This window comes from Microbispora sp. CA-102843, from assembly GCF_050936215.1.
Classification (GTDB): Bacteria; Actinomycetota; Actinomycetes; order Streptosporangiales; family Streptosporangiaceae; genus Microbispora.
Map to the genome: position 1 here is coordinate 2,142,501 of NZ_JBNJNF010000001.1, position 17,856 is coordinate 2,160,356.

The 17,856-nt window shown below is 70.0% G+C and carries 14 protein-coding genes and 2 rRNA genes (1 of these 16 cut by a window edge); all 16 read left to right on the forward strand.

All coding sequences use genetic code 11. The features are described from left to right. Nucleotides 1-1,495 (forward strand): 23S ribosomal RNA (locus ACQEVJ_RS10010) (it extends 1,610 nt beyond the left edge of the window). Between the two features lie 71 nt (nucleotides 1,496-1,566). After that, nucleotides 1,567-1,683, forward strand: a 5S ribosomal RNA gene (rrf, locus tag ACQEVJ_RS10015). Nucleotides 1,684-2,206: 523 nt separating this feature from the next. Beyond that, nucleotides 2,207-3,490 (forward strand): bifunctional folylpolyglutamate synthase/dihydrofolate synthase, encoded by a 1,284-nt coding sequence (locus ACQEVJ_RS10020; RefSeq protein ID WP_433112634.1) that lies wholly within the window; start codon nucleotides 2,207-2,209, stop codon nucleotides 3,488-3,490. Between the two features lie 8 nt (nucleotides 3,491-3,498). Further along, complete coding sequence (locus ACQEVJ_RS10025; RefSeq protein ID WP_433099456.1) at nucleotides 3,499-3,837, forward strand: DUF4233 domain-containing protein; 339 nt, start codon at nucleotides 3,499-3,501, stop codon at nucleotides 3,835-3,837. Between the two features lie 11 nt (nucleotides 3,838-3,848). Beyond that, nucleotides 3,849-5,369 (forward strand): hypothetical protein, encoded by a 1,521-nt coding sequence (locus ACQEVJ_RS10030; RefSeq protein ID WP_433099458.1) that lies wholly within the window; start codon nucleotides 3,849-3,851, stop codon nucleotides 5,367-5,369. Between the two features lie 198 nt (nucleotides 5,370-5,567). Beyond that, nucleotides 5,568-5,978 (forward strand): nucleoside-diphosphate kinase, encoded by a 411-nt coding sequence (gene ndk, locus ACQEVJ_RS10035; RefSeq protein WP_433099460.1) that lies wholly within the window; start codon nucleotides 5,568-5,570, stop codon nucleotides 5,976-5,978. A 219-nt stretch (nucleotides 5,979-6,197) separates the two neighbouring features. Further along, nucleotides 6,198-7,229: a rod shape-determining protein gene (locus ACQEVJ_RS10040; RefSeq protein ID WP_169984810.1), complete on the forward strand. Its 1,032-nt coding sequence runs from the start codon at nucleotides 6,198-6,200 to the stop codon at nucleotides 7,227-7,229. 8 nt (nucleotides 7,230-7,237) lie between these two features. Next, nucleotides 7,238-8,503 carry a rod shape-determining protein MreC gene (gene mreC / locus ACQEVJ_RS10045; RefSeq protein WP_433099462.1) on the forward strand — a complete coding sequence of 422 codons (1,266 nt, stop codon included), beginning with the start codon at nucleotides 7,238-7,240 and terminating at the stop codon, nucleotides 8,501-8,503. A 3-nt stretch (nucleotides 8,504-8,506) separates the two neighbouring features. Continuing rightward, nucleotides 8,507-9,025, forward strand: a complete 519-nt coding sequence (gene mreD / locus ACQEVJ_RS10050; RefSeq protein WP_433099464.1) for a rod shape-determining protein MreD — start codon at nucleotides 8,507-8,509, stop codon at nucleotides 9,023-9,025. After that, complete coding sequence (mrdA, locus tag ACQEVJ_RS10055; protein WP_433099466.1) at nucleotides 9,022-11,079, forward strand: penicillin-binding protein 2; 2,058 nt, start codon at nucleotides 9,022-9,024, stop codon at nucleotides 11,077-11,079. The genes mreD and mrdA overlap by 4 nt, the downstream gene beginning before the upstream one ends. A gap of 12 nt (nucleotides 11,080-11,091) precedes the next feature. After that, on the forward strand, nucleotides 11,092-12,264 hold the full coding sequence (gene rodA, locus ACQEVJ_RS10060) for a rod shape-determining protein RodA (protein ID WP_433099468.1): 1,173 nt from the start codon (nucleotides 11,092-11,094) through the stop codon (nucleotides 12,262-12,264). 128 nt (nucleotides 12,265-12,392) lie between these two features. Then, nucleotides 12,393-12,641, forward strand: a complete 249-nt coding sequence (locus tag ACQEVJ_RS10065) for a hypothetical protein (protein WP_433099470.1) — start codon at nucleotides 12,393-12,395, stop codon at nucleotides 12,639-12,641. A 54-nt stretch (nucleotides 12,642-12,695) separates the two neighbouring features. Next, nucleotides 12,696-14,141, forward strand: a complete 1,446-nt coding sequence (locus tag ACQEVJ_RS10070; protein ID WP_433099472.1) for a hypothetical protein — start codon at nucleotides 12,696-12,698, stop codon at nucleotides 14,139-14,141. Beyond that, nucleotides 14,138-15,019 (forward strand): phosphotransferase family protein, encoded by an 882-nt coding sequence (locus tag ACQEVJ_RS10075; RefSeq protein WP_433099474.1) that lies wholly within the window; start codon nucleotides 14,138-14,140, stop codon nucleotides 15,017-15,019. The genes ACQEVJ_RS10070 and ACQEVJ_RS10075 overlap by 4 nt, the downstream gene beginning before the upstream one ends. A gap of 49 nt (nucleotides 15,020-15,068) precedes the next feature. Further along, nucleotides 15,069-16,991 (forward strand): TIGR03960 family B12-binding radical SAM protein, encoded by a 1,923-nt coding sequence (locus ACQEVJ_RS10080; RefSeq protein WP_433099476.1) that lies wholly within the window; start codon nucleotides 15,069-15,071, stop codon nucleotides 16,989-16,991. A 94-nt stretch (nucleotides 16,992-17,085) separates the two neighbouring features. After that, nucleotides 17,086-17,817 (forward strand): TIGR03936 family radical SAM-associated protein, encoded by a 732-nt coding sequence (locus ACQEVJ_RS10085; RefSeq protein WP_433099478.1) that lies wholly within the window; start codon nucleotides 17,086-17,088, stop codon nucleotides 17,815-17,817. The last annotated feature ends 39 nt before the right edge of the window (nucleotides 17,818-17,856 follow it).

Genomic DNA, 17,856 nt, shown 5'->3' on the forward strand with positions numbered 1-17,856 from the left:
GTAGGTAAACGATGGGGTGACGCAGGAAGGTAGCCCAGCCCGGGCGGTGGTTGTCCCGGGGTAAGCATGTAGGGCGAGAGATAGGCAAATCCGTCTCTCATGTGCCTGAGGTGTGATGCCGAGCCGATTGTGGCGAAGTGGGTGATCCTATGCTGCCGAGAAAAGCCTCTAGTGAGTGTCGCGGCGGCCCGTACCCGAAACCGACTCAGGTGGTCAGGTAGAGAATACCAAGGCGGTCGGGTGAACTGTGGTTAAGGAACTCGGCAAATTGCCCCCGTAACTTCGGGAGAAGGGGGACCTTTACTGGTGATCGGACTTGCTCCGTGAGCTGGTGGGGGTCGCAGTGGCCAGGGGGAAGCGACTGTTTACTAAAAACACAGGTCCGTGCGAAGTCGTAAGACGATGTATACGGACTGACGCCTGCCCGGTGCCGGAACGTTAAGGGGACCGCTTAGCACTCTTCGGGGTGCGAAGGTGAGAACTTAAGCGCCGGTAAACGGCGGTGGTAACTATAACCATCCTAAGGTAGCGAAATTCCTTGTCGGGTAAGTTCCGACCTGCACGAATGGCGTAACGACTTCCCCGCTGTCTCAACCACAGGCCCGGTGAAATTGCAGTACGAGTAAAGATGCTCGTTTCGCGCAGCAGGACGGAAAGACCCCGGGACCTTCACTACAGCTTGACATTGGCGTTTGGAGCGTCTTGTGTAGGATAGGTGGGAGACTGGGAAGCTCTGACGCTAGTCAGGGTGGAGTCATTGGTGAAATACCACTCTGGTCGTTTTGGACGTCTAACCCGCGCCCGTGAATCCGGGTGGGGGACAGTGTCTGGTGGGTAGTTTAACTGGGGCGGTTGCCTCCTAAAAGGTAACGGAGGCGCCCAAAGGTTCCCTCAGCCTGGTTGGCAATCAGGTGTCGAGTGTAAGTGCACAAGGGAGCTTGACTGTGAGACTGACGGGTCGAGCAGGAGCGAAAGCTGGGACTAGTGATCCGGCATCGGCGTGTGGAAGCGGTGTCGCTCAACGGCTAAAAGGTACCCCGGGGATAACAGGCTGATCTTCCCCAAGAGTCCATATCGACGGGATGGTTTGGCACCTCGATGTCGGCTCGTCGCATCCTGGGGCTGGAGTAGGTCCCAAGGGTTGGGCTGTTCGCCCATTAAAGCGGTACGCGAGCTGGGTTTAGAACGTCGCGAGACAGTTCGGTCCCTATCCGCTGCGCGCGCAGGAGACTTGCGAGGGGCTGTCCCTAGTACGAGAGGACCGGGACGGACGAACCTCTGGTGTGCCAGTTGTTCCGCCAGGAGCACGGCTGGTTGGCTACGTTCGGTAGGGATAACCGCTGAAAGCATCTAAGCGGGAAGCTCGCCTCAAGATGAGGTCTCCCACCACGAGAGTGGGTAAGGCCCCCTAGAGATGATGGGGTTGATAGGCCGGAAGTGGAAGCGTAGTAATGCGTGGAGCTGACCGGTACTAATAGGCCGAGGACTTGACCATAATATGCTCGCGTCCACTATGTGATCTCAGAGACAGCAACCATTGCTTGGTGGTTGTGTGTTTCATGGGGTTACGGCGGTCATAGCGGCAGGGAAACACCCGGTTACATTCCGAACCCGGAAGTTAAGCCTGTCAGCGCCGATGGTACTGCACCGGGGACGGTGTGGGAGAGTAGGACACCGCCGGACAATCTTTCATGCGGTAGGGCCATCCCGGTTTGGGGTGGCCCTTCCGCATTTTCGGGACCGTTTTCAGCCGCCACCGTTGGTGGGGTGTGGGAGATGGTGTGGTGGTGTGTGGTGGGGGTGCCCCGGCCGGTTGGCCGGGGCTTTCGCATATCCAAAGGCCTCCGCCCGCGGGGGTGCGAGTGGCAGCGCGGGAGGAGCGGAGCGGGCGGGAGGGAGGACCGCAGCGAAGGCCCAGCGGAGCGGGCTTCGCGAGGACCGGACCTTCCGGCCGGCGCAGTGACGTCCCACCCCACCCGACCAACCCCCAACCCTCAGCACAGGGACCTCCCAGCCACCCGACCAACACGCCCCACCGTGAGACCTCCCGCCGCGGGCGCAGCGACCTCCCCCTCGTGAACGCAGCGCTGGCAGACATCCCAGCCCGCGCTCATATCACCCGGTCCACGGGCCACCTCGTGAGGGGGTGGTCATGGGTTCCCGTACGCTGAGGGTCGTGGAATATCGAGCCGTCGAGCAAGCGATCATGGCACGGGGAGTGGAGTGGGATTTCAGTCCCACTCTTGACCGGATCACCGCGCTGATGGAGATCCTCGGCGACCCCCAACACTCGTACAAGGTCGTTCATATCGCGGGCACCAACGGGAAGACGAGCACCGCGCGCATGGTCGAGGCTCTGCTGCGCGAGCGTAACCTCCGGGTGGGCCGCTACACGAGCCCTCATCTGCAGTCGATGCGCGAGCGCATCTCGATCGACGGGGAGCCCCTGTCGGAGGAGCGGTTCGCCGAGGTGTACCAGGACATCGCCCCCTACCTCGAGATGATCGACGCCAAGGTGGGCAAGCTGAGCTTCTTCGAGGTGCTGACGGCGATGGCGTTCGCCGCGTTCGCGGACGCTCCCGTGGACGTCGCCGTGGTCGAGACCGGCATGGGCGGCACCTGGGACGCGACGAACGTCGCCGACGGGACGGTCGCCGTCATCACGCCCATCTCGCTCGATCACACGGACTACCTCGGTCCGGACATCGCGACGATCGCCGGTGAGAAGGCCGGCATCATCAAGCCGAAGGCGACGGCCGTGCTGGCGCAGCAGGCGCTGCCCGCCGCCGAGGTGCTGATGCGGCGGGCGGCCGAGGTCGGTGCGGTGGTCGCCCGCGAGGGGCTGGAGTTCGGCGTGCTGCATCGCGAGCTCGCCATGGGCGGCCAGGTGCTTCAGCTCAGGGGCCTGAAAGGCGTGTACGAGGACGTGTTCCTGCCGTTGTACGGCGCGCACCAGGCGGGCAACGCCGCGGGCGCCCTGGCCGCGGTGGAGACGCTGACGGCCGGCGACGACCCGCTGGGCGAGGAGGTCGTACGGCAGGCGTTCGCCCAGGTGAGCAGCCCCGGGCGGCTGGAGATCGTGCGGCGGGGCCCGACCGTCCTGGTCGACGCGGCGCACAATCCCGCGGGCATGGAGGCCACGGTCGAGGCCCTGACCGAGGCGTTCGGGTTCACCCGGCTCGTCGCCGTGGTGGCCGTGATGGCGGACAAGGACGTGGACACGATTTTGGACCTGCTGGAGCCGGTGGCCGAGGAGATCGTGGTCACCCGCAACTCCTCTTCTCGCTCGCTGAGCCCGGACGACCTCGCGGCCCGGGCGGAGGCCGTCTTCGGCCAGGACCGCGTCCACGTCGAGGACCGGCTCGACGACGCCATCGACAGGGGCATCGCGCTGGCCGACCAGGGCGACGAGCTCGGCTCCGGCGTCCTCATCACCGGTTCGGTCGTGACCGCGGGCGACGCGCGCGTCCTCCTCAAGGCCGCCAAATGAGCAGCGTCGTGTTCGAGGTGACCCCCGGCATGCGCCGGCTCTGCGCGACCGTCCTCGGGATGCAGGCGGTCGTCGTCGCGCTCATCAGCCCCGTGGCGATCACCATCAACCACGTGTCCACGCCGCTCGCGCTGACCGTCGGGCTCGGGCTGGCCGTCCTGTGCGTGGTAGTCGCCGGCATGCTGAAACGCCCGTACGCGTACATTGCAGGCACGGTGCTTGAAATCCTGACAATCGCCACAGGATTCCTGGTCCCGGTCATGTTCTTCCTCGGGGTGATCTTCACTGCCCTGTGGATAACGGCCATCTTCGTCGCTCGCCGTGTCGAAGGGACGACGAAGCGCTAAAGTCGGCAACCATGGCCGTCCCTCCCGTACCGCAGGCTCGGACCGCCGTGCCGGTCCCAGCCGTGCGCGTCCCTCTGCTGGTCGACGTCGTCATCGGGTTGCTCACCCTGGTGGCCCTTCCTCTCGCGCTCGTCGCCATCCCGAACACGATCTCCGTCGTGGCGGCGCTGCTGCCGCCGGGCGTGTCGCAGGTCGACATGATCCGCGCGCACGGCCTGGCGCTGCCCGCCATGCTGGTGACCGTGCCGCTCGCCGCCGTGGCGGTGCGCAGGTTCCGCGCGGCGCCGATCCTCGTGGCGGGGCTCACGCTGCTCGCGCTCGCCGACGTCGCCGGGGGGTACACCGACACCGTCGCACTCGTCGGCGTGCTGCGCGTGCTCCACGGGATCGGCGCGGGCATGCTCGTGCCGGCCACGCTCGTCGCGGTCGCCGAGCGTCCCCGGCACCGGGTGCTGCTGCCGATCTGGGCGGGCGCGCTCGCCGCCTCGCTGCTGTCGGCCCAGGCCCTCGCCCTGTGGGCGATCCGCGACGTGACCTCCTGGCAGGTCACCCTCCAGCCGTACCCGCTGCTCACCGGGGTGGCACTGGCCCTCGCCGCGGCGTACCTGGTGCTCTGGATGATCTCCGGCGACGGCGGGACGCGGGCCGAGGGGGAGATCCTGCCCGCGAGCCGGCCGACGTCGGCGGAGCGCGGGCGGCTCGTACTGGCGATCGCGCCCGCCGCGGCCATCGCGGTGCTGGGCGTCGGGGTCACCTTCGACTGGCCGCCGCACCTGGTCGTCGTCGCCGCGGCGGTCGTGGTGGTGGCGATGCTGGCCCTCGCGGCGCTCGGCACGTTCGAGGGGCACGGCGGCCGTACGCTCGCCTTCGTCAACGTCGCGGTTGGGCTGGTGGTGCTGCCGACCGCCGCGCAGATGACCTACATCGAGCTCGGCGGCCCGCTGGGCGGGCCCGGCCTCAAGGGCCTGTGGGTGCCGTTCCTGGTGGCCGCGCTGACCGCGCTCGTGGGCGCCGTCCTCGCTGGGCGGGCGCCCGAGACGTTCGCGGCACGGCTGACGGTCCTCGGTCTCGCGGCCGTCGTCGCGGGGCTGGCCGCGATCAGGCTGCTGGTCCCGGCGCCGTCGGGCACGCCACTGGTGGTCCCGTTCGTCCTGCTGGCCGTGGGGTCGGCGGTGGCGCTGGTCGGCGCGTTCCGCACGGCGGGCCTCGGATCGGCGATGCTGGGCTTGTCGCTGTGCTTCCCGGCCGTGCTCGCGGGCTTCCTGCTCGGCACCGGCATCCAGGTGAACCGGCTGCGCGACGCCGCCGAGACCGCCCGGGGCGACGGGAACGCCCTGGTCGACGGGTTCATCGACGCGCTGCACATGTGGGCACTGGTCGGCGGTTTCGTCGTGGTCGGAGTGATCGTGCTCTCCTCCGTCCTGACCCGGCGGGCCGCCGCCGCGTCGGCGGACGGCGAGGTGGTGATCCCGGCGCCGACCCCGTCGCCGGAGGAGGACGGCATCCCCAGGGACGCCGGCCCCGCACACTGACGCCGCTCCGAACGGTCCGCGCCGCGCCGGAGACCCGCCGGCTCCGGGCTCGTCCGATCGGAGCGGCGTTCCCGGACCGGTAAGCTGCCGTTGCGTCGGAGCTTTCCAGCCGGAGCTCCTCAGACGCTTGACGGGTGGGCCCGCGAATCCGCCGGGTCACCGTGAACGGCGAGTCAAACGACCTTAGGAGAAGAGACCGTGTCCGAGCGTACGCTTGTCCTGATCAAGCCCGACGGGGTCCGTCGCGGCCTCATCGGGGACGTCATCGGCCGCATCGAGCGCAAGGGCCTCAAGATCGTGGCGATGGACCTGCGCACGCTCGACGCCGAGACGGCCAAGGCCCACTACGCCGAGCACTCGGAGCGTCCGTTCTTCGGCGAGCTGGTGGAGTTCATCACCGGCGGCCCGCTGGTCGCGATGGTGCTCGAGGGCCCCCGGGCCGTCGAGGCGTTCCGCGCCCTGGCCGGCCTGACCGACCCGGTGAAGTCCGCGCCCGGCACCATCCGCGGCGACCACGCCCTGGAGATCGGCGAGAACGTCGTCCACGGCTCCGATTCGCCGGAGTCCGGCGCCCGGGAAATCAAGATTTTCTTTCCGGACCGTTTCTAGTCCTTGCCCCACGAGAGGCCCCGGTTTAAACCGGGGCCTCTCGTGTTTTTCCAGGTGGTGACCGAGCTTAGGCCGGGGGACGCCGGTTTTTCCGGGGGCTTGAGAGCTCGATGTGCCCAGTGATGAGCACATGCCGTTACGATTCGAATGCGATGCGTCATCCCGCACTTCCGCTGAACCCGGTAACCGCTAACCACCTGAAGGAAGGCTTCCTTCCGCATGGGCAGCAAGCTGACATTCCTGGGCCGTGACATGGCTGTCGACCTTGGCACGGCGAACACTCTCGTCTACGTCCGAGGGCGCGGCATCGTCCTCAACGAGCCGTCCGTCGTCGCCATCAACGTCACGACAGGAAAGATCGTGGCAGTTGGGATAGAAGCGAAGCGGATGATCGGGCGGACGCCCGGAAACATCGTCGCGATTCGTCCCCTGAGGGACGGTGTCATCGCGGATTTCGATGTGACCGAGCGAATGCTGCGGTACTTCATCCAGAAAATCCACAAACGGCGGCACTTCGTGCGCCCGCGCATCATCGTGGCCGTGCCGAGTGGCATCACCGCGGTGGAGCAACGCGCGGTGAAGGAAGCGGGCTATCAGGCCGGGGCCCGCCGCGTGTACATCATCGAGGAACCGATGGCGGCCGCGATCGGAGCCGGCCTGCCGGTCCACGAGCCGACCGGGAACATGGTCGTCGACATCGGCGGCGGCACCACCGAGGTGGCCATCATCTCGATGGGCGGCATCGTGACCAGCCAGTCGATCCGCGTCGGGGGCGACGAACTCGACCAGGCGGTCATCGCCTTCGCCAAGAAGGAGTACTCGCTGATGCTGGGCGAGCGCACGGCGGAGGAGGTCAAGATCGCCGTCGGGTCCGCCTGCGTCACGGGCGAGGACTTCCACGCCGAGGTGCGCGGCCGCGACCTGGTCAGCGGCCTGCCGAAGACGGTCGTCATCAGCGCCGAGGAGATCCGCCGGTCGATCGCCGAGCCGGTCAACGCGGTCGTGGACGCGGTGAAGTCGACGCTGGACAAGTGCCCGCCGGAGCTCTCCGGCGACCTCATGGACCGGGGGATCGCCGTGACCGGTGGCGGCGCCCTGTTGCGCGGCATGGTCGACCGGTTGCGCGAGGAGACCGGCATGCCGGTCCACCTGGCCGAGAACGCGCTCGACTCGGTCGCGCTCGGCTCCGGGCGGTGCGTGGAGGACTTTGAAGCCCTCCAGCAGGTGCTCGTGCCGGAGCCCCGCAACTAAGGAGCGTCATGAGAGACACCCGCCGCGCCCGTCTCATGCTCGGACTCCTCCTCGCCGTGGCGCTGATCCTCATCACGGTGGATCACCGGGCCGGGAACGACCACGTCCTCGGCCCGGTGCGCGACTTCGCGGGCGCCGTGTTCGGAAAGGTCGAGCGCGTCGGCGCCGCCGTCACCCGGCCGATCACCGGATTCGTCGGCATGCTGCGCGACGCGCCCTCCGCCCGGCGCGCCATCGCCGACCTGCGCAAGGAGAACGCGCGGCTGCGGGACGAGGTGTCGGCGCAGCGGCTCGACAAGGCGCGGGCCGAGAAGCTGGACCGCATGCTCGGGCTGGCGGGGCTCGGCCGCTACCGCATCGTGCCGGCCCAGGTCGTCGCGCGGCGTACGGTGGCCGGTTTCGAGGACACGATCGAGATCGACGCCGGCACCGGCGACGGCATCCGGCCCGACATGACGGTGCTGAGTGACTCCGGGTTGGTCGGACGCGTCGTCCAGACAGGCCCGGCAGGCTCGACGGTGGCCCTGCTGACCGACCCGGCCCTGTCGGCCGGGGCCAGGCTGGAGGGCGGCAACGAGCTCGGCGTCGTGAGCGGCCTCGGCGAGGCGGGCGGCGGCGGCAACCTCATCAGGTTCCGCCTGCTCGACTCCACCGTGCCGATCGGCGTGGGCCGCCGGATCGTCTCGTTCGGTTCTCAGCAGAGCAAGCCGTACGTGCCGGGTGTGCCGATCGGCGTGGTCGAGCGGGTGGACAACACGCCGGGTGAGGTGACCAGGACGGCCTACGCGCGGCCCTTCACGGACTTCTCCTCGCTGGACGTCGTCGGCGTGGTGGTCGCGGCGCCGAAGCGTGATCCGCGTGACGCCGTGCTGCCGCCGAAGCCGCCGCCGCCGAAGCCGCCGCGCGAGGACCAGCGGCGCGGCGACGAGAACCGCGGGCGCGCCTCGCTGGAGGCCGAGTGGGGGCTCGGCGACCGGGGCCGCGGCACGGGCGACGAGTCGCGGGCCGCGACCGAACGGCAGGCGCGCGAGGGCCGGCCCGAGGCCGCGCGGGAGCGGCGCGGCCGGCACGGCACGCAGGCCGTGGACGGGGAGCAGCACACCCAAGAGCAGTACGCCCAAGAGCAGTACGCCCAGGAGCAGTACACACAGGAGCGGCACGCCGTCCAGGAGCCGCCCACCGCCCATGAACCGCCGGACGTCGGCGAGCCGCGCGACGCGCGTCGGCAGCACGACCGCGCCGCGGCGGACGACGGCCACGGCGGGAGGAACTGACCGATGGCCCGCAACCTCCTCGCCGCGTTGCTGCTGTTCGTCGCTCTGGTGCTCCAGGTCAGCGTGGTCAACCGGCTGCTGTTCTCCTGGGCGCCTGACCTGGTGCTGCTGACGGTCGCCGCGCTCGCGACCAGGCGCGGGCCCGTGCCGGGTGCGGTGATCGGCTTCTGTGGAGGGCTCGCCTACGACCTGCTGCCTCCCTCCAACCACACCCTGGGCCAGTACGCGCTGGTCCTGTGCGCCCTCGGCTACGCGGCCGGGCGTATGGGAGAGCGCCTGCCGCTGCCCGCGGTGGCGGCGTGCGCCGTGGTCGCGCCCGGCATGCTGGCCGGTCTTGGCGCGCTGATCGGCGTCCCGGGGGTCACCTGGCCGGTGCTGGCCACGGCATGGCCCCGGGCCGCGATCTGCAATCTCGTGGCCGCTCCGCTGGTGCTCCGGGCGGTCAAGGTCACGCACGGCGGCCACCGGAGGCGCGCAGGCGGTGGCGAGCTCGTGCCGAGCTGGAGACGGGGGACGGCATGACACGTTTGCGCGGACGCCTGCTCGTCCTGCAGGTGCTGGTCATCGCCATGATCGTCGTGCTCGTCGTCCGGCTGTGGCAGGTCCAGGTCGTGCAGGGGTCGCGGTTCGTCACGGTCGCGACGGAGACGCGCACCCGAGAGGTGCGGGTCCCCGCCCTGCGGGGGGCGATCCTCGACGCCACCGGCCGCCCGCTGGTGCGCAACCGTACGACGCTGGTGGTCTCCGTGGACCGCGGCCGGCTGGAGCGGATGCCGGACGGCGGCGACGCGGTCCTGCGCCGCCTGTCCGCCGTGCTGAAGGTGCCGCTGTCGAAGCTGAAGCAGGAGATCCGGGCGTGCGGCCCCGGCATCAGCCGCCCGTGCTGGCCAGGCTCGCCGTACACGCCGATCCCGGTCGCCAACAACGTCAACCCGCGGGCGGCGCTGCAGATCCTGGAACGCCAGGAGGACTTCCCCGGCGTCACGGCCGACATCCAGGCGCTCCGCGACTATCCCAGCGGCAAGGACGCCGCCCAGCTCCTCGGCTACCTGCAGCCGGTGACGCAGAACGAGCTGGAAAAGCGCGAGGGTCTCAAGGCCAACTACTCGGGCGTCGACCTCACCGGCCGCGACGGGCTGGAGCGCACCTACGACTCCGCCCTGCGCGGCACGCCCGGCCTGCGCAACGTCCAGGTGGACCGGATGGGCAAGGTCATCTCGGTCAACCAGCAGTCCGACCCGGTCCCCGGCGACATCCTGGTGACCAGCATCGACGCCAACGTGCAGCGCATCGTCGAGAAGTCGCTCGACCAGGCCATGCGGGAGGTGCCGAACTCGGACGGCGCCGCCGGTGTGGTGCTCGACGTGAAGACCGGCCGCGTGATCGCGATGGCCAGCCGGCCGACGTACGACCCCAGGGTCTGGACGGGCGGCATCTTGGAGAAGGACTATCGGCGGCTGCTGTCGGACAAGTCGGGCAAGCCGCTGGTGTCGCGGGCGATCGCCGGCGAGTACGCCCCGGGTTCGACGTTCAAGATCAGCTCGGTGTCGGCGATGATCGCCGACGGCGAGCCCCTGCACGGCACCTACCAGTGCCCGAGTTCCTACAACGTCGAGGGCCGGTCGTACCCGAACGCGGGCGGCATGAGCCTGGGCGCGATCTCGCTGCACGAGGCGCTGGTCAAGTCGTGCGACACCGTGTTCTACAAGGCCGGGTACGAGGAGTGGCTGCGCGACGGCGGCAAGACACCCAAGGCCAAGGTCAAGGAGCCGATGCCGAACATGGCCAAGGCCTACGGCTTCGGCCACCGTACGGGCATCGACCTGCCCGGCGAGTCCGCGGGCCGCATCCCGACGCGTGCGTGGAAGCTCGACCTGTACAACTCCACCAAGGCGGACATGTGCAAGCGGGCCAAGACCGGCTACCCGGAGATGAAGGACCAGAGCCGCGCCGCGTTCGCCAAGCGGCTGGCCAACGAGAACTGCCTGGAGGGCATGATCTTCCACGCCTACGAGGCGGTCAACCTCTCGATCGGCCAGGGCGACGTCCTGGTCACCCCCCTGCAGCTCGCGCGGGCGTACGCGGCGCTGCTGGGCGACGGCAACGTGCGCAGCCCGCGTGTCGGCTGGGCGCTGATGCGTCCGGACGGCACCCTTAAGCAGGAGATCCCGGTCCCGGTCGTGGGGCACCTGCCGGTCAACGACGAGACCCGCACCTACATCCGCAAGGCGCTCAGCGAGGTGCCCTCGGACGGCACGGCCGCGGGCGCGTTCCGCGGGTTCCCGATGAACGTCGTCAAGATCGGCGGCAAGACCGGTACGGCGGAGGTCTACGGCAAGGAGGACACGTCATGGTTCGCGTCCTTCGCGCCCGCGGACAATCCGCGGCTGGTCACCGTGGTCATGGTGGCGCAGGGCGGCTTCGGCGCCTCGACCGCCGCGCCCGCGGCGCGGCGCATCTGGGAAGGGATCTTCGGCCTCGGCAAGGGGGACGACGGCAAGCCGCTCAAGCCGGCGCTTCCGGACGGCAAACCGGTGACGCGGCTGCCGGCCATCAGCCGCGACGGAACGCAGTGAGGCGGACCTGCCATGACTGAAGCCATCGGGGTACGGCGGAGGTCGTTCGCGAGCCGCGTCGTCGGCCGGGGATCGGTCGTCTGGCGGATGGACTGGCTGCTGTTCGGCGCGGTGGTCGCGCTCAGCGCGGTCGGCACGCTGCTGGTGTGGTCGGCCACCCGGACGTGGTCGTCGATCGAGCCGACGGCCATGGCCAAGAAGCACGTGCTCAACCTGCTCATCGGCCTGGCCCTCTACAGCGCGATCGCGGTGACCGACTACCGCTGGCTGCGCACGTACGCGCCGGTCCTGTACGGCATCGCCGTCATCGGGCTGATCCTGGTCATCAGCCCGATGGGATCGACGATCAACGGCCACCACTCGTGGATCCTGCTGGGCGGGGGCTTCGCCCTGCAGCCCGCCGAGTTCATGAAGCCGGCGCTGGTGGTGATGCTGGCGCGGCTGCTGGCTCCGACGTCCGAGAAGGGGAAGACCAAGGACCGGCCGAGGGCCTCCGGTGTCGCGCTGTCCCTCGCGGCGGCCGGCGCCGCGGCGGCGCTGGTCATGATGCAGCCCGACCTCGGCACCACGATGGTGCTGCTGACGACGACCGGCGCGATCATCGTCTTCGCCGGGATACGCAAGCGCTGGGTGATGGCCGGAGTGCTGCTCGCGGGCCTCGCGGCGCTGGCGGTGTGGTCGCTGGGGCTGCTCAAGCCCTACCAGGTGGCGCGGTTCACCGCGCTCATCGACCCGTCGAGCGACCCGCGCGGCGTGGGTTACAACAGCACGCAGGCGCTGGTCGCGATCGGGTCGGGCGAGGTGTTCGGCAAGGGCCTGTTCCACGGTGGCCAGACCACGGGACGCTTCGTGCCCGAGCAGCACACCGACTTCATCTTCACCGTCGCGGGAGAGGAGCTCGGCTTCCTCGGGACGGTCACCGTGGTGGCCCTGCTCGGCGTGGTGCTGCTGCGCGGCGCACGGATCGCCCGGATGTGCGGCGACCGGTTCAGCGCGCTCGTCTCCGGCGGCATCATCGCGTGGCTGGCCTTCCAGACGCTCGTCAACGTCGGCATGACCATCGGCATCATGCCGATCACCGGCGTGCCGCTGCCGTTCGTCTCCTACGGAGGAACGGCGACGTTCGCGAACATGACGGCGGTGGCCATCCTGCAGGCGATCCATCTCAGGTCGCGGCCCGGATAAGGGTGACGCTCGCATGAGAGCCGTCCGCAGGGTGGCGGACCCCCGCTCTCACTGGTGTCCGCACCACGCGGCGAACATCATGGGAACGGAACAGGTTCGGGGGTTGAACGAACCATAACGGAGGAACGGTGACTCCGGACGACGAGGTGCGGGAGCGCGAGCGCGCCCTTGACCTGCTGCGCACGGCCTTCCCCGACTACCGGATCGTGTACGGCGGCGGACGGTGGGCCGCCGCGGCCGCGGGCGACCCGCCGACGGTGTGGTTCGCCGAGACGCCGGCCAGCCTGTGCGGCCAGCTCTTCACAGCCCAGTTGCGCCGCGGCGGCACGGTCGTTCCTCTCCGGCTGGAGGAGAGCGACTCGCAGTGCGCGAGGTGACCGGTTCGTGACATGTAGGGCGTTAGCGTGCGGGTGTCACCACTGGGAGAGCCGATGACGACACCCACACGCGGCGGGGACCGGTCCGCCATCCAGATCGCCGGCGGCATCCGCGAGCGCACCCTCGCCGCTCTCGGGGAGCCGCCGACGACCGCGGTCTTCCACCAGATCGCCGACGAGATCCATCTCTGCTGCCCGCAGCTGACCCGTTTCAAGTGCCTGCGCCTGGCGTACGGGTGGACGGTCGAGGAGGCGATCGAGCGCTTCCACACGATGTGCGACCGCGAGCAGATCAAGCGCAGGGGCCTGAGCGAGCGGTCCTGGCGGGAGTGGGAGGCCGGGGCCCGGCCCGACCGCGACTACACCGACCTGCTGTGCCGCCTGTTCGAGACGGGTCCGGTGCAACTCGGGTTCGCCCGGGACTACACGCCCCCGGAGATGCGCCGTCCCGAGGCGTGGCGGCGCCCTGCCGCGCCCGACCTGATCAGCGCCGCCGCGCAGGAGGCGAGCGAGCACGCCGAGCGGGTCGAGACGAGCGAGGTCGGCGACAGCACGCTGGAACGGCTGCGCACGCAGGTGATCTGGCTGTCCCGGCGGTACGTCTGGGAGGCGCCGCTGCCGCTGTTCGTCGAGATGCGGGCGCTGCAGGAGCAGGCCCGCCGGGCGCTGGAGCGGCGCGTCCACCCGGCCCAGGCCGGTGAGCTGTACTTCCTGGCGGGGGCGCTGTGCGGTCTCATGGCCAACGCGAGCATGGACATGGGCCGCCGGGTGCCCGCCGACACCCTCGCCCGCGCTGCCTGGACGTACGGCAGGATCTCCGGCCACCGGTCGCTCATGGGCTGGGCGCGCGGCATGCAGGCGTCGGTCGCGCTGTGGGACCGGCGGTACGAGGACGCGGCGGGCTACGCCGAGGACGGCCTCACCCAGCTGCCCCGGGGCCAGGGCGGCGCGCGGCTGCACATGCTGCGCGCGCGGGCGGGGGCGATGCTCGGCTGGACCCGCGAGGCCGAGGAGGATCTGCTCAAGGCGGCGGACGCCCGGGAGCCGGGCGCCGGGGACGAACTGCACGACGGGTTCGCCGGGGAGTTCGCCTTCCGGCCCGCCAAGCACGCCTACTACACGGCGGTCACGCACCTGCACCTCGGCCAGCCCGCCCGGGCGATCGAGCAGGCCCGCACCGCGCTCGACCTGTACGAGCGGGAGGACCGGCAGAACAGGTCGTACGGCTGCGAGGCGATGGCCGGGGCGCACCTCGCGGTCGCGCACCTTATGGAGGACGACCCCGGCGGGGCCGAGCAGGCCCTGACCCCGCTGTTGGCCCTGCCGCCCGAGCGCAGGATCGACAGTCTCGCCGAGACCCTGCAATCCACCCGCCCGATGGTGCGCGGCGCGCTCGCCGAGCGGCTGGAGTCGTTCTGCGCGACCGGCCTGCCCCAGTCGGCCGCCCGGGCGCTGCCCGAGGCACTGTCCGAGGCACTAGGCAGTGAGGAGGTGGCATGAGCGTTTCCACCGTCGCCGGCACCCCGCCCGCGCTCGCGGAGGCGTGCCGCCAGGCGGGGCTCAGCGCCGACGGCGCCCGGTTGCTGCGCAGTTTCGCCAACACGGTGTACCACCTGCCGGGCGAGGGCGTCGTCGTCCGCCTCGCGGAGACCGGCACCCCCGGCAAGTACGACCGCCTGGTCACCTCGCTCAAGGTCACCCGCTGGCTGCACGAGCAGGGTTTCCCCGTCACGCTGCCGCTCGACGTGCGCCAGCCGCTGGCCGTCGAGGGCTGTCTGGCGACCTTCTGGCACTACGAGAACGGCGCGGACGACGGCGACCCGGTCCCGCTCGGCCTGCTGCTGCGGTGGCTGCACTCCCTGCCGCCGGTCCCGTTCGCGCTGCCGACCTACGATCCCTTCGGCCGCGTGCGGCGGGCCGTACGGGCCAGTCTCGTGCTGGACGGCGAGGAGCGGGAGTGGCTACTGGGCCGGTGCGCGGAGCTGGAGGAGGCGTACTACGAGCGCGTCGAGTTCGCCCTGCCGTACGGGCTGGTCCACGGGGACGCGCACCGGGGCAACCTGATCCGCACCGCGGACCGGGTCCTGCTGTGCGACTGGGACTCGGCCAGCGCCGGGCCGCGCGAGATCGACCTGGTGCCCACCCTGCAGGGCGCCAGGTTCGGCCTGTCCGACGCGCAGCGGGACGGCTTCGCCCAGGCGTACGGGTGCGACATCAGGGACTGGCCGGGCTATCCGGTGCTGCGCGACATCAGGGAGCTGCAGACGCTGACGGCCGTGCTGCGCATCGGGCACAGGGACGCCGCGGCGCACGCCGAACTGCGCCACCGCCTGGCCTCGCTGCGCGCGGGCGACGACCGGATCTGGCACCCCTTCTGAGGACGGAAGATCCGCAGGGGCCACTCCCCGGAGCCGATACCCTGGATGCATGTCTGTCGAGTCGTTGTTTCCCCGCCTGGAGCCGCTGCTGCCCAAGGTGCAGAAGCCGATCCAGTACGTCGGGGGCGAGCTGAACTCGACGGTCAAGGACTGGGACGAGGCGACCGTCCGGTGGGCCCTGATGTATCCGGACGCCTACGAGGTCGGCCTGCCCAACCAGGGGGTGCAGATCCTCTACGAGATCCTCAACGAGCTGCCCGAGACGCTGGCGGAGCGCACCTACGCGGTGTGGCCCGATCTCGAGGCGCTCATGCGGTCCGAGGGCGTCCCGCAGTTCACCGTGGACGGGCACCGGCCGGTTCGCGCGTTCGACGTCCTCGGGGTGTCGTTCGCCACCGAACTCGGCTACACGAACCTCCTCACCGCGCTCGACCTGGCGGGGATCCCGCTGGAGGCGGCTGACCGCACCGACGAGGACCCGATCGTGCTCGCGGGCGGCCACGCCGCGTTCAACCCGGAACCCATCGCCGACTTCCTCGACGCCGCCGTGCTCGGGGACGGCGAGCAGATCGCCATCGCGATCTCCGAGGTGCTGCGCGAGTGGAAGGCCGAGGGGTCGCCCGGCGGCCGCGACGAGCTGCTGATGCGCCTCGCCTCCACCGGTGGGGTGTACGTCCCGAAGTTCTATGACGTCGAGTACCACCCGGACGGCCGCATCATGCGCGTCGTCCCCAACCGCGACGGCGTGCCGACGCGCGTGTTCAAGCACACGGTCATGGACCTCGACGAGTGGCCGTACCCGAAGAAGCCGCTGGTCCCGCTCGCCGAGACCGTGCACGAGCGGTTCAGCGTCGAGATCTTCCGGGGCTGCACCCGGGGCTGCCGCTTCTGCCAGGCGGGGATGATCACCCGTCCGGTCCGGGAACGGTCGATCACCACGATCGGCGACATGGTCGAGGCGGGGATCAGGGAGTCCGGCTTCAGCGAGGTCGGGCTGCTGTCGCTGTCCAGCGCGGACCACTCCGAGATCGCCGATGTCACCAGGGGTCTCGCCGACCGCTACGAGGGCAGCCAGGTCGGCCTGTCCCTGCCGTCCACGCGGGTCGACGCGTTCAACATCGACCTGGCGAACGAGTTGTCCCGGAACGGCCGCCGTTCCGGGCTCACGTTCGCGCCGGAGGGCGGGTCCGAGCGGATGCGCAAGGTGATCAACAAGATGGTCACCGAGGAGGACCTGATCCGCACGGTCACCACCGCCTACTCCAACGGCTGGCGGCAGGTGAAGCTCTATTTCATGTGCGGGCTCCCGACGGAGGAGGACGAGGACGTCCTCGGCATCGCCGACCTGGCCAAGAAGGTCATCAAGGCGGGCCGCGAGGCGACGGGCTCGCGCGACATCCGCTGCACGGTCTCCATCGGCGGGTTCGTGCCCAAGCCGCACACCCCGTTCCAGTGGGCCGCCCAGTGCGACCACGAGACGGTGGACCGCCGGCTGCGCGCGCTGCGCGACGACCTGCGCTCCGACAAGGAGTACGGCAGGGCCATCGGCTACCGCTACCACGACGGCAAGCCGTCGATCGTGGAGGGGCTGCTGTCGCGGGGCGACCGCCGGGTGGGCCGGGTCATCCGGGCCGTCTGGGAGGACGGCGGCCGGTTCGACGGCTGGAGCGAGCACTTCTCGTTCGAACGGTGGATGGCCGCGGCCGAGCGTGCCTTCGCCGACGAGCCGGTCGACGTGGACTGGTACACGACGCGCGAGCGGGACGAGCACGAGGTGCTTCCCTGGGACCATCTCGACGCCGGTCTCGACCGCGAGTGGCTGTGGCAGGACTGGCAGGACGCGCTCAACACGGTCGAGGTCGAGGACTGCCGCTGGACGCCCTGCTACGACTGCGGTGTCTGCCCCACGATGGGGACGGAGATCCAGATCGGCCCGACGGGCAGGAAACTGCTGCCACTCACCGTGATCTGACGCTCACGGCTTATCCTGAAAGACGATCGACCGACACCGGAAGGACGACGGAACTCTGAAACCCGTTCCCGACGGGCCCGCGCCCGAACCCACGGTGCAGCGCCTGCGCGTGCGCTACGCCAAGCGGGGCCGCCTGCGCTTCACCAGCCACCGCGACATCTCCCGCGCCGTCGAAAGGGCGGTGCGGCGAGCAGGCATTCCGGTGGCCTACAGCGCCGGCTTCAGTCCCCACCCGAAGATCTCCTACGCCGGCGCCGCCCCCACCGGAGTGGCGAGCGAGGCCGAGTACCTCGAGATCGGGGTGAACCGGCCGTGTGACCCGCGGCGGGTTCACGACGACCTCGACGCCTCGCTGCCGCCGGGGCTGGACGTGCTCGACGTGGTGGAGGCGCGGGACGGGAACCTGGCCGACCGGCTGGAGGGCTCGATGTGGGAGCTGCGGCTCCCCGGGGCCGATCCGGGCGAGGCCGAGCGGGCGGTGAAGGAGTTCCTCGCGGCCGACCTGGTCGAGGTCGAACGCCTGACCAAGAAGGGAATGCGGCGGTTCGACGCCCGACAGGCGGTGCGTTCGCTGGCCGTAGTGGAGGGGCCGGGAATTACGGCAGGTCAGGAAACCGTTCAACCGTGTGTCATACTTCGTATGGTTGTTCGGCACGAAACACCTGCCGTCCGGCCCGATGACGTGCTCATGGGTTTGCGTCTCGTGGCAGGCTTCGCGCCGCCGTCACCCGCAGCGGTGACCAGGCTGGCGCAGGGGCCGCTCGACGCGATGACCGGTGAGCCCGCCGACCCGTTCGCCTTCGACCGGGCAGGCGGAGACCGATAAGACTTGCCGCCGAGGCGCCGACAGGAAGCCCGGCGGACC